Origin of the sequence: Bacillus sp. BR3(2024), from assembly GCF_039134555.1 — a bacterium.
Classification (GTDB): Bacteria; Bacillota; Bacilli; order Bacillales; family Bacillaceae_G; genus Bacillus_A; species Bacillus_A cereus.
Genome location: NZ_CP152433.1, coordinates 997694 through 1010048 on the forward strand (window position 1 = coordinate 997694; position 12355 = coordinate 1010048).

Genomic DNA, 12355 nt, shown 5'->3' on the forward strand with positions numbered 1-12355 from the left:
TTTTTCGTTGACACCGCTTTCATTTACGGTTAACATTATAGACAAGTTAATAAACGTGACGGAGAAAAGTAGAGATCCACATTTCATTGTTTCTATATAAATTTATATAGAAGCGTGCAAGCTGTGGGTCTTTTTCTTTTGACAAAAACGAATGGCCATTCATTTTACCTCTATCACATTTGGAAGCGTTTAAATTGATTGTGGAGGGATACTATGTCAGCATTTTTAGGAGAGTTAATAGGGACTGCGTTGTTAATCGTACTTGGTGGCGGCGTTTGTGCTGGTGTAAGTTTAAAGAAGTCGTTTGCGAAAGATTCTGGTTGGATTGTAATTACAATGGGCTGGGGCTTAGCGGTAGCGGTTGCAGCATATGCGGTTGGATCAATTAGTGGGGCACATTTGAATCCAGCTTTAACAATAGGATTAGCATTTAAGGGAGCGTTCCCATGGAGTGACGTACCTGGTTATATCGCAGCACAAATGATTGGGGCAATTATCGGGGCAGTTATCGTATATTTACATTACTTACCACACTGGAAAGAAACAGAAGATCCAGGAACAAAGTTAGGTGTATTTGCAACAGGTCCAGCAATTCCGAACACATTTGCAAACCTTTTAAGTGAAATGATTGGAACATTCGTTTTAGTATTTGGTATATTAGCAATTGGTGCAAATAAATTTGCAGATGGATTAAATCCATTTATCGTAGGTTTCTTAATTGTAAGTATTGGTTTATCATTAGGTGGGACAACAGGATACGCAATTAACCCAGCACGTGATTTAGGTCCGCGTATCGCACACTTCTTCCTTCCGATTGCAGGAAAAGGCGGTTCAAACTGGAAGTATGCATGGATTCCAGTAGTTGGTCCAATTTTAGGTGGATCACTTGCAGGTTTATTCCATCAAGTTGTATTTGAAGGAAAGCAAAATTCAGCACTTATTTATGTGATTATCGCAACTGTGATTGTACTAGCAATCTCTTATATGACAAGTAAAAAAAGCGGAAGCAATACAAATAGTAGAAAAGTAGCATAAGGGGGAAACCGATATGAAAAAATATATTCTTTCATTAGACCAAGGAACAACAAGCTCACGCGCAATTCTTTTCAATAAAAAAGGTGAAATTGTTCATTCAGCTCAAAAAGAGTTTACACAACATTTTCCAAAGCCGGGCTGGGTAGAGCATAATGCACAAGAAATTTGGGGATCTATTTTAGCAGTTATCGCAACTTGCTTAAGCGAAGCAGATGTAAAACCGGAACAAATCGCAGGTATCGGTATTACGAACCAACGTGAAACAACGGTTGTCTGGGATAAAACAACTAGTAAACCAATTTACAACGCAATCGTATGGCAATCTCGCCAAACAGCTGAAATTTGTGATGAGTTAAAAGAAAAAGGTTATAGCGAAATGGTTCGTGAAAAAACAGGTCTTTTAATTGATGCATACTTCTCTGGTACGAAAGTAAAATGGATTTTAGATAATGTTGAAGGTGCAAGAGAAAAAGCAGAAAACGGCGATCTATTATTCGGAACAATTGATTCGTGGCTTGTATGGAAACTATCTGGTGGTAAAGCACACGTAACAGATTACTCAAATGCATCACGTACGTTAATGTTTAACATTCACGACTTACAGTGGGATGATGAGCTTCTAGAAATGTTAACAGTACCAAAGAGCATGCTTCCAGAAGTACGTCCATCATCTGAAATTTACGGAGAAACAATTGATTACCACTTCTTCGGCCAAAATGTACCGATTGCAGGTGTAGCTGGTGACCAACAAGCAGCTTTATTTGGACAAGCTTGTTTCGGTGAAGGTATGGCGAAAAATACTTACGGAACTGGTTGCTTCATGTTAATGAACACAGGTGAAAAAGCAGTAGCTTCTGAGCACGGTCTATTAACAACAATTGCATGGGGAATAGATGGTAAAGTAAACTACGCATTAGAAGGAAGTATTTTCGTAGCGGGTTCTGCAATTCAATGGTTACGCGACGGAATGCGCATGTTTAAAGATGCGAGTGAGAGTGAAGTGTACGCGAATCGCGTTGAATCAACTGACGGTGTATACGTTGTACCAGCATTCGTTGGACTAGGAACACCTTACTGGGATAGTGAAGTACGCGGCGCTATGTTTGGTGTAACACGCGGTACGACGAAAGAGCACTTCATTCGTGCAACGCTAGAATCTTTAGCTTACCAAACGAAAGATGTATTATGCGCAATGGAAGCAGATTCAGGTATTGAACTGAAAACATTACGCGTTGATGGCGGAGCGGTTAAAAATAACTTCTTAATGAAGTTCCAAAGTGATATTTTAGATGTTCCTGTAGAGCGTCCAGTAATCAATGAAACAACGGCTCTAGGTGCAGCATACTTAGCTGGTCTTGCGGTTGGATATTGGAAAAACCAAGATGAAATTAAAGAACAGTGGCATATGGACAAACGCTTTGAACCAACGATGGAAGCGAAAACAAGCGAAGAGCTATATGCTGGATGGAAAAAAGCAATTGAAGCAACAAAAGCTTTCAAATAATCATAAACAGTGTTATAATGGTGACAAGTTAATAATTCGGTAGGAGATTTGGAGAGACCACAACGCGCTATAGAGGCGAAATCTATAGCGGAGTTTGTGGTCTCTTTTTTCGTTATCAAAGGGAGGAATTACCATGAAATTTTCAAGTAAACAACGTAAAGACGTATTAAACGGAGTAAATAAACAAGAGTTAGATGTGATCGTAATTGGTGGAGGTATTACTGGTTCTGGTATTGCATTAGATGGAGCAACACGCGGGTTATCAACAATTGTGTTTGAAATGCAGGACTTTGCAGCAGGTACATCAAGTCGTTCAACGAAGCTTGTACACGGTGGTCTACGTTATTTAAAACAACTTGAAGTGAAAATGGTAGCAGAGGTGGGTAAAGAGCGTGCGATCGTATATGAGAACGGTCCCCATGTAACAACACCAGAGTGGATGTTACTTCCGTTCCATACAGGTGGTACGTTCGGATCATTTAGTACATCAATTGGTCTTCGTGTATACGACTTCTTAGCAGGTGTAAAACGAAGCGAGCGCAGAAAGATGTTTAACCGTGAAGAAACATTAAACAAAGAGCCTCTTGTAAAAAAAGAAGGATTAAAAGGCGGCGGTTACTACGTAGAATATCGTACAGATGATGCGCGTCTTACAATTGAAGTAATGAAAGAAGCAATTGAGCACGGCGCAAAAGCTGTTAACTACGCAAAAGTAGACAGTTTCTTATATAAAGATGGAAAAGTATGCGGTGTACGTGTAATCGATTTACTAGACGGTGAAGTATATGAAGTGTATGGTAAGAAAATTGTAAACGCAGCTGGCCCTTGGGTAGATACACTTCGTGAAAAAGATAACTCGAAAAAAGGGAAAGTACTTCAGTTATCAAAAGGTGTTCACTTAGTAATTGACCAAAAACGTTTCCCATTAGGTCAAGCGATTTACTTCGATACACCAGATAAACGTATGGTGTTCGCGATTCCTCGCGGCGGAAAAACTTATGTAGGTACAACAGATACGTTCTACGATAAAGACGCAGCTGTACCACAAATGACAACAGAAGATCGCACATACATCATTAATGCGATTAACTACATGTTCCCAAGCGTGAAAATTACAGAGAAAGACATTGAATCAAGCTGGGCTGGTGTACGTCCGTTAATTTATGAAGAGGGTAAGAGTGCATCTGAAATTTCTCGTAAAGACGAAATTTGGACTTCTGAATCTGGTTTAATTACAATTGCAGGTGGTAAATTAACAGGATACCGCAAAATGGCTGAAATGGTAGTAGACTACGTAACGAACTTACTACAAAAAGAAGGTCATAGCGCATATCCGAAGAGCGACACGAAACATATGCCAATCTCTGGTGGACATGTAGATGGTTCACACGGATTCCCAGCATTCGTTGCGAAAAAAGCTGGCGAAGGTACGAAATATGGTTTAACAACAGCACAAGCAGAAGAATTCGCGAAATTCTATGGTTCTAACGTTGACGTACTATTTGACTTAGCGAAAAAACATAAAGACGAAGCGAAAGAATACAACATGCCGCTTGACGTTCTAATCCCGCTTGTATACGCAATGGATTACGAAATGACAGCAAAACCAGTTGACTTCTTCGTACGCCGCAGAGGCGCTGTATTCTTCAACATTCACTGGGTATATGAGTGGAAAGAAGCAGTAATCAACTACATGGCTGCGAAACTAGGCTGGAGCAAAGAAGAACAAATGAAATATACAGCAGAACTAGAAAAAGCACTAACAGACGCTGTTATTCCTGTAGATCAACAAGAACAGGCAGCTGCGTTAGCATAAAATAGAGAACCACCTGAAGGGGAGCCTTTAGGTGGTTCTTTTTTTATGGAATATTCTTCTAACTATATTGCATAACGACATATGTTGTTATACGATGTATATAAGGTGGTGGTATTGTTGGACAAAGAAATCTTGAAGGGAAGTATAGATATTTTATTACTTTCTATCATTGCAAAACGTGATACATATGGATATGAAATAGCTCAAAGTTTAAAGGATGCAAGTGAAGATTTGTATAGTATGGGGCAGGGAACTTTGTATCCTGCTTTAAAGAGATTAGAGAAAAAGGAGTTTCTTGAATCTTATTGGAATGAATCTGAGAATGGGATGAAAAGGAAATTCTATACTATTACAGATAAAGGGAAAAAAGAATTGCAGAAGAAAGTGAATTCTTGGGAGAGTGTAACAGCATTAATTCAAGCTTGTCAGAAAGGAGTTATTTATGAGTGAATTTGATGAGTATATTAAGTCTATTTTAGCCTATTCAGAACTTAGTGATATTGAACAGGATGAGTTATTTCTAGAAATGTATGATCACTTGAACAGCTTGAAAGAAGAATATATGGAACAAGGTATGAATGAAAAAGAAGCGATTTATAAAGCGATTCAAAGTTTTGGAGAATCAAAAGTTATTGGCGTAGAGATTAATAAATCGGTATACGAAGTTCCTAGACCATTAAAGGTATTATCAAAAATTTTATGTATTCCTTATATAATCATTTGTTTTATTGTCTTTTTAGGAACGTTTATTTCAACTTCTACATTTGACTCTGTTCGCAGTTTGACAGGTGGGACTGTCTATCATCCCATTGAATTTTGGCAGCAATTTTTACATATATCTGATTTAGAAACGTTATTACAACTTTTTGGAATAACACTTTGGCAAGTTAAAGATTTTATTGCACATCCAGGTCCTTGGGGAAACTCAACTTATTGGTTAAGTGTTTTACAACATATAATATTAGTAGTTCCATTCGGATTTTTCGTTCCAGTGCTGATTAATAAAGTGACTAACTATAAGAAAGCTCGTAAGTGGTATGTTATGACCTTTCTTGTTTGGGAGATATTACATTTACTAACTTTGTCTGATGTTTTTGATGTGTGGCGGATTGCTATAAATATGCTCGGTGCGTCGGTAGGATATCTTTTATTTATAAGCATGATACAAATAGATAATAAATTTAGGATAATGCGCAAGAAGATATTTGAAAATTAGCTTGCTATTCTGTAGTTTAAATTATACAAATTTAGTTTGATGGTAATAGAGTATTGCTGAAAACATAAGTGCTATATAGTGAGAGGATTTTTTATATTCGTAATAGGTGTTGTTCCTTGTTTACTCATACTGTTATGAAGCGGGTACATAATCCGTCTTTATTGGTGCTATAAATGATGAGAGCGGCACAGCTGAACTTGAAAAAGTCTAGCTGCGTTAGCGTAAAATAGAGAACTACCTGAAGGGGAGCCCTTTGGGTAGTTTTTCTCTTGACTAAAAATAAATAAAATGTGTTACAATGATGATAGAGTATGTAGTGTGAATTTTACATAAAATAAAAAAAGACAGAAGCCTGAGAAACTTCTGCCTTGTGTAACCTAACTTGCTATTGTGGTGGTAGTAGGTGCGGTTATAAGACAATTACATTAATGTTTTAGCCGAGAACCGCCCTTACCTTTTCCACGAAGCAGGGTGGTTCTCGCTTTTTTGTATACAGAAATTAGCCACGGACCGACGTATCTTCTACCGATGACAACGCCAGCTCCGGTTAGGATACCATACACTAATTTAATTATAAACATCGCGATTATATTATCACCTCCCCCTTTTTTCAAAATGGAAGAGATGATTGCCACACCTACTAGTTATAGCTTATTAAGTTACGTATTCATTGTATTATGTTTTAAAATAGGGAACAAGATATATGGATGAAAATTCCTGTTTTTAAGCAGAGCATTAGTGTCAGGGGACAAGAAGTAAATAAATATTCATAAAAACGGTATGGACATTACCATCCGTATTTTTTTATGTATTTATAAAACTTTTCCATACAGTGCGTCGTCTAATATATGGGAAGGAGGAAATGATGTGGATGAATTAACGATAGAAGCGTTTGAAATAGAGGATAAGGAGGACCTTATCGACGAAATAATGAACAAGTATGGGCAAGAAGTCCTGCAGCTTGTGTATTCGTATGTGAATAATAAAGAGGTTGCGGAGGATTTAACGCAAGATATATTCGTGAAATGCTATAAATCTCTTCATACATATAAAGGGAATTCGAATTTGAAAACATGGTTATGGAGAATTGCAATCAATCAATGTAAGGACTATTTAAAAAGTTGGTATAACAAAAAAGTTATCGTGACAGAGGATGACTTTACGTATATGGAGAGTCAAAAAGAAAGTGTGGAACAAACTGTCATTCAAAATGCGGAGGATCGTGAACTGGCTTCTGCAGTAATGAGTTTACCGATAAAATATCGAGAAGTGATTTATCTATTTTATTATGAGGAATTATCAATTAAAGAGGTGGCTACGGTAATAGAAGTGAAGGAAAACACGATAAAAACGAGACTGAAAAAAGCGAAGGAGCTTTTGAAGAAAGGATTGGAGGGATAATCAAATGGAAGATCGATTAAAAGGTTTGCGAAAATCAATGGAGAACACAACGTTTAAACATTTGAGTTTTTCTGATCAGCACCAGAAGCAGGTGCGCGAAAAAATTAAGCAATCGTCCGAAAAGGAAGAAGATATCCTTTTAGCAGTGTTACAACTTCTTATGAATGAAAAAACGGGTTATGAATTGATGCAGTTGCTAAGAGGGAGAGGGATTCAAAAATTCGAAGGTGGTGAAGGGTCTCTATACACTTTATTACATCGTCTAGAACAAAATCGCTTTATCCAATCTAGCTGGGATCACGCGGGAGCTAAATATTATCAATTAAATGATAAAGGAAATAAAATGCTGCGAAAGGCAGAGAAGAATGCTACGAAGGCACGATTTATATTAAAAGGATTAGTACAGGAGTGAGAAAAAATTGAGCAAAAAAGGGGAGCGTTTTTTAAAAGAAGTTACGAACCATATTAAATCAAAAGAAGCGAAGGACTTGGTGGCAACAGAACTAGACTTTCACTTGAAACAGACGAAGAATATGTGGATAGAGAAAGGCTTAAGTGAGGAAGTTGCTGAAGATAAGGCTGTTGAACAAATGGGAAGTCCAATTAAGCTTGGCCAGGAACTTAATAAACTACATAAGCCAAAGGTTGATTGGTTCTTAATTGGTTTATTAGTGGCTGCGATGGGGCTAGGATTTTTGCCAGTTATAGCGCTTGGACATGCTGACTTATTAATGAATAAGGTGATATTTGTAATTCTCGGTGTTACAACAGCGATTGGGATGATGCTATTTGATTATCGGAAGTTAGAGAGACTCGGGTGGCTGTTTTATACAATTGGTGTACTTATCTTGTTAATGATAAAGTGTTTTCCGACTGCTTATTTGAATGGTGAGCCATTAATGAAAATTGGTTCCATCATAATTGACTGTCTAATGACAATACCATTCTTCCTTCTAGCCTGGGCTTCTTTTTTCAATAACAGTAGATTAAAGTTTATACATCTTCTCATGTTGTATTTATTTTCTTTATATTTATTTCTAACTACATCAACTCTTTTACCACTGTTCATCTATATCACGATGGTATTTGTTATGCTTTGGTGGAGTAAGTTAGGAAAGAAAACGGCCTGGCTCATTACAATGTTACCGATTTGTTTCTTTATTATTAGGGATTTATTTTCCTGGTCTGCCGTAAAAGAATACCGGATAGCTAGAATTTTAGGGTTTTTAAACCCAGAGCATGATCAATGGTATTTACGTTTAAAAGAGGCAATGGCATCGGCAGGTTGGTTTGGTACATATGGAAATATAAAGTCTATCCCTGCTACTCATACTGATTTTGTATTTGCAAGTTTGACTTACTATTATGGATATGTGCTTGCGCTAGTTCTTGTCTTGATTTTGTCTCTTTTTGCAGTAAGAATAATGAATATAGCTTATAAAATAAATGATGGTTATGGTAAATTACTCCTCGTTGGTGGAGTAACTCTTTTTGTATTCCATTTCGTTTATAACGTTGGCATGATTCTTGGGATATTACCACGTGTCTCTATATCATTACCCTTTATTAGTTACGGCTTGATACCAACTCTATTTCACGCATTTATAATGGGGATCGTGCTAAGTGTATATCGACGTAAAGATATTCCTTTTAGAATGAGAAAAACACCTTGATGATTATCAAGGTGTTTTCATTATAAGCTCAAAACTCTCCGAATCAGCCCCAAGCACAAAAGGACTAACCTCGCCAACGCTATAAAGTTGCAACTCATGCATCGCCCGCGTACAAGCAGTGTAGAACAATCTACGTACGCTCTCATCACTGTACACAGCTTTAGAAGCATCGTAAATAATAACAGCGTCAAATTCAATACCCTTCGCTAAATAAGCAGGGATCACGACGATGCCTTGCTCATACTCGGCTGAGTTACTTTTCACAAGTTTAATATTGTCGATATGACGAAGTGCTTCGTAGGCAGCGGCGCTTTCAGCTGCAGATTTACATATAATTGCGATCGTATTATGCTGCTCTTTTTGTAGTTCCGCAACTTTGGCAGTAATGTGTTCGTGCAGTTCGTTGACATTCGATACTTTCGTCACTTTAGGTTTCTCGCCGTCACGTTCAAAGGCGTGAATGTTCTTGCCCTCCGGGACGAGAGTGCGTGTAAATTCAATAATTGGTTTTGTTGAGCGATAGCTACGAGTTAAGTTGATGCCGTTCGTTTCGTCTGGTCCGTATAAGCTAGTAAGTGTGTTGAAATTCACTGCTTCACTCGCATGAGCAAATATCGCTTGGTTAAAGTCTCCGAGTACAGTCATTCTTGCAGCAGGGAAGAGACGTTTTAAAAACTCGAACTGAAACGGCGAATAATCTTGCGCTTCGTCTACGAGTACGTGTTTAATCGACCTGTTCGTTTGGAAGCCTTCAATTAATTCTTTTAAAAGTAAGAATGGAGTCGCATCCTCGTAATATAGTTTTCCTTCATCAAGCATGTTTACTGTTAAGGAGCAAATGTCATCCCACTCTTTCGGTTTTTTCTCAGTAACCCATGATGCATCTGTGAAAAGTTGTTTATATATGCCTGTGAAATTGATAAAGCGTAATGTTTGAACGCCTTTACGCAGTGGCTTCAATTTTTTACGGACAATCATACGTCCAAGTACTCTCGTTTCTTTTTCAAAATCATTAAAGGAGTTGTCGTCAAACTCGCCTTTTTTCTGTAAATATTTATAAGCTTTTTGGTATTCATCTTTACTAAGTAATTCAATTTCTTCTTCTACCCAAGGCTTTTTCAGTTCTGCTTTTTCAAGTGCATCTATTTGCTTGTTTAGCCAATCCGTTAACTTCTCAATTCGACTATGGAAGCGGAGGGAGGAGTCGGTATTGTAAAATTGTTCTGTAATTTCTTTCGCAGAAACAATCAGTTTTCCTCTAAATTTCATTCCTCTAAATAGCATGCCTGAAGATTCAAGAGATTGTCTGTACGCTCTAATCATCTCGAAAAATTGAGTGGATGCTTTAAATCGGATACTCGCATTTCTCGTTTTATAGGTAGGATTATTCGTTTCAGTTAACATATATTCTAATTGTTCATAAGGATCTTCAACTTCAAATGACTTACTTAGTCTATGATTTAAATATTCTTGGAATGTAACTTGCTGCATATTTTCTTCACCGAGTTCAGGTAGTACGTTAGAAACGTAGCTATTGAACATAGAGTTAGGAGAGAAGAGAATAATTTGATCTGCTTTTAGCCATTCGCGATATTTATATAGTAAGTAGGCGATTCGTTGCAATGCAGCTGATGTTTTACCACTACCAGCGGCTCCTTGCACGATAAGGAGTCGGCCTTCATCGTGACGGATAATTTCATTTTGCTCGCGCTGAATCGTAGCAACGATGCTTTGCATATGTTTGTTCGTGCCTTTTCCAAGCGCTTGTTGCAAGATTTCATCACCAATTGTAAGGCTCGTATCGAACATAGAATCAATCTCGCCATTTTGAATAATGTATTGTAATTTTTTCTCCACATTACCGTGGATTACGCCGCCTGGTGTACTGTATTCAGCCGGTCCTGGTGGATAATCGTAGTACACACTCGAAATAGGTGCGCGCCAGTCATATATAAGGAAGTTTTCTCCGCTTGCATCAGTAAGTGTAGCGACGCCGATATAAATTTGATCCGCGGCAGATTCTCCTTCTTCTTTGAAATCAATTCGTCCGAAATAAGGTGCTTTATGCATGCGTCTTAATGCGGCAAGTCGATTAAAGGTGTGCTTATGGGTAATTTGTGTGACAGCTAGTGACTGAGCTTGTTGTCTTAAGTTGATAACTGTTTCAAGATAATCATCGAAAGTATCAGTATTCACTTTCACATCATCCCAAAAGTGTTTACGAATATTGATTACTTCTGCTCGGCGTCTGCCAGTTTCGTTTTCCAGTTTATCAATTTTCTCCGTAATTGTTTCAATTACGGTATCCAATCTTTTTTGCTCTAGATCAAGTTTTTTGTTCATACGGTAAGCACTCCTTTAAAAGTGAAAAATAGAGGTTGACTGAAGATGTGTTTTGGTGTACAATTAAGATGCGGATAAATACGTTCCTTTTGTTTTGTAAAACGTGTTTCTGTTCTAATTTAACATAGTTTTTTCATTTAATCAATGATAATAAGATAAACCTTGGTTCTACGTGGCGTGGATCAAGGTTTTTTTGTGTTTGAAGAGGAGTCACGCTTGTTGTCGTTTTTTGTCGGTAAGTCGATATATTTCGAAAATCGCTGATATAATTGGAGTTGCGCTGATATATTTTGAAAATCGCCGATATAATTTCATTTACCGAATCTAGATATAACTACCGGGAGAAGAGGGGATAAAAAAAGCTCGGGCCGAAGCCCAAGCTTTTTTTACTTCATTATTTCTTTTCGTCTTTTTTATCGTCAGCTTTTTGCTCTTTGAAAAGATCTTTTAAATCTTTATCGTCAACTTTTACGTCAGCTTTTTTGATTTCTTTCATCATAAGATCGTTCATAAATTGAGCATCTTGTGTTTTTTCTTGAACTAGTGCTTTTTTAATATCAGCTTTTGCTTTATCGAAAGTTGCATCTGCGTGATTATCAGTTACTTTAATAATATGGTAACCAAATTGTGTTTTTACAGGTTCGCTTACTTCACCTTTTTTCAACTTTTGAGCTGCTTCTTCAAATTCTTTTACCATTTTTCCTGGTCCGAAGAATCCTAAGTCGCCACCTTTTTCTTTTGAGCCTGTATCTTCAGAGTATTGTTTTGCTAATTCTTCGAAAGATTTACCTTGAGCAAGTTCATCTTTTACCTTTTTAGCAGTTTCTTCATCTTTTACAAGGATATGACTTGCTTTAATTTCTTTTTTATAATCCTCGAATTTTGCTTTTACATCTTTATCAGTAATCGATTGTTCAACCGCTTTTTCTTGAGCTAATTGAGCACGCACACTATTTTTAATAGTTTCTTCTTTAATACCTTGTTGTTTCATTAGTGTATCGAATTGATCACCGTATTGTTTTTTCATTTCATCGAACTTTTTGTCTACATCTTTGTCTTCAACTTTGTAGTTTTTAATAAGTACTTTTTCCATAACCATGTTGTTTAGTACTTGTTTACCAGCTTGTGTCTTCATTTGATCGTAGAATTCTTCTTTTGTAATGTCACCAGCTTTAGATGTAACAATTTTGTCTGATGATGATGTTCCACATGCTGATAATGCGATTACACTTGTTGCGGCTAAGGCAAGCATAGCTTTCTTCATTCAATAAACACTCCTACTATTATGTATTTTTAATTTATCCTACACCAATGAATTTTAGTTCATAAGAGCCCGATTAAGTCTCACTGATACTTTTGCTTTTTTA

The 12355-nt window shown here is 37.2% G+C and carries 10 protein-coding genes; 8 read left to right on the forward strand and 2 right to left on the reverse strand.

From position 1 onward, the window contains the following. The first annotated feature begins 213 nt into the window (after positions 1-213). The 8 genes from glpF to V7S45_RS05230 all read left to right on the forward strand — a co-directional run bounded on the left by glpF (position 214) and on the right by V7S45_RS05230 (position 8645). Entirely contained in the window at positions 214-1035 is an 822-nt protein-coding gene (gene glpF / locus V7S45_RS05195) for a glycerol uptake facilitator protein GlpF (protein WP_001272195.1), read from the forward strand. A gap of 13 nt (positions 1036-1048) precedes the next feature. Then, a complete protein-coding gene (glpK, locus tag V7S45_RS05200) occupies positions 1049-2539 on the forward strand; it encodes a glycerol kinase GlpK (protein ID WP_000760009.1) in 1491 nt (496 codons plus the stop codon). Positions 2540-2672: 133 nt separating this feature from the next. After that, positions 2673-4355, forward strand: coding sequence for an aerobic glycerol-3-phosphate dehydrogenase (gene glpD / locus V7S45_RS05205; RefSeq protein ID WP_000672831.1), 1683 nt, complete (start codon positions 2673-2675; stop codon positions 4353-4355). Between the two features lie 117 nt (positions 4356-4472). Further along, positions 4473-4805, forward strand: a complete 333-nt coding sequence (locus tag V7S45_RS05210; RefSeq protein ID WP_000356630.1) for a PadR family transcriptional regulator — start codon at positions 4473-4475, stop codon at positions 4803-4805. Further along, positions 4798-5571, forward strand: coding sequence for a VanZ family protein (locus tag V7S45_RS05215; RefSeq protein ID WP_001288383.1), 774 nt, complete (start codon positions 4798-4800; stop codon positions 5569-5571). Before V7S45_RS05210 ends, V7S45_RS05215 begins: the two co-directional genes overlap by 8 nt. Positions 5572-6438: 867 nt before the next feature. Continuing rightward, positions 6439-6972, forward strand: a complete 534-nt coding sequence (locus V7S45_RS05220) for a sigma-70 family RNA polymerase sigma factor (RefSeq protein WP_098327205.1) — start codon at positions 6439-6441, stop codon at positions 6970-6972. Positions 6973-6976: 4 nt separating this feature from the next. Continuing rightward, positions 6977-7384: a PadR family transcriptional regulator gene (locus V7S45_RS05225; RefSeq protein ID WP_000390151.1), complete on the forward strand. Its 408-nt coding sequence runs from the start codon at positions 6977-6979 to the stop codon at positions 7382-7384. A 7-nt stretch (positions 7385-7391) separates the two neighbouring features. Beyond that, the gene (locus V7S45_RS05230) at positions 7392-8645 is read left to right on the forward strand and encodes an FtsW/RodA/SpoVE family cell cycle protein (RefSeq protein ID WP_257115904.1); all 1254 of its coding nucleotides are present in this window, start codon (positions 7392-7394) and stop codon (positions 8643-8645) included. Positions 8646-8651: 6 nt separating this feature from the next. On the opposite strand, the gene helD is transcribed toward V7S45_RS05230, so the two are convergent. Then, the gene (gene helD / locus V7S45_RS05235; RefSeq protein WP_342761683.1) at positions 8652-10988 is read right to left on the reverse strand and encodes an RNA polymerase recycling motor HelD; all 2337 of its coding nucleotides are present in this window, start codon (positions 10986-10988) and stop codon (positions 8652-8654) included. 394 nt (positions 10989-11382) lie between these two features. Continuing rightward, the gene (gene prsA, locus V7S45_RS05240; protein WP_030023723.1) at positions 11383-12252 is read right to left on the reverse strand and encodes a peptidylprolyl isomerase PrsA; all 870 of its coding nucleotides are present in this window, start codon (positions 12250-12252) and stop codon (positions 11383-11385) included. Positions 12253-12355 lie beyond the last annotated feature (103 nt).

Coding starts and splice junctions, on each gene's coding strand:
- V7S45_RS05215 (WP_001288383.1), top strand. CDS start 4,798: ATGAGTGAATTTGATGAGTATATTAAGTCTATTTTAGCCTATTCAGAA.
- helD (WP_342761683.1), bottom strand. CDS start 10,988: ATGAACAAAAAACTTGATCTAGAGCAAAAAAGATTGGATACCGTAATT.
- V7S45_RS05225 (WP_000390151.1), top strand. CDS start 6,977: ATGGAAGATCGATTAAAAGGTTTGCGAAAATCAATGGAGAACACAACG.
- glpD (WP_000672831.1), top strand. CDS start 2,673: ATGAAATTTTCAAGTAAACAACGTAAAGACGTATTAAACGGAGTAAAT.
- prsA (WP_030023723.1), bottom strand. CDS start 12,252: ATGAAGAAAGCTATGCTTGCCTTAGCCGCAACAAGTGTAATCGCATTA.
- glpF (WP_001272195.1), top strand. CDS start 214: ATGTCAGCATTTTTAGGAGAGTTAATAGGGACTGCGTTGTTAATCGTA.
- glpK (WP_000760009.1), top strand. CDS start 1,049: ATGAAAAAATATATTCTTTCATTAGACCAAGGAACAACAAGCTCACGC.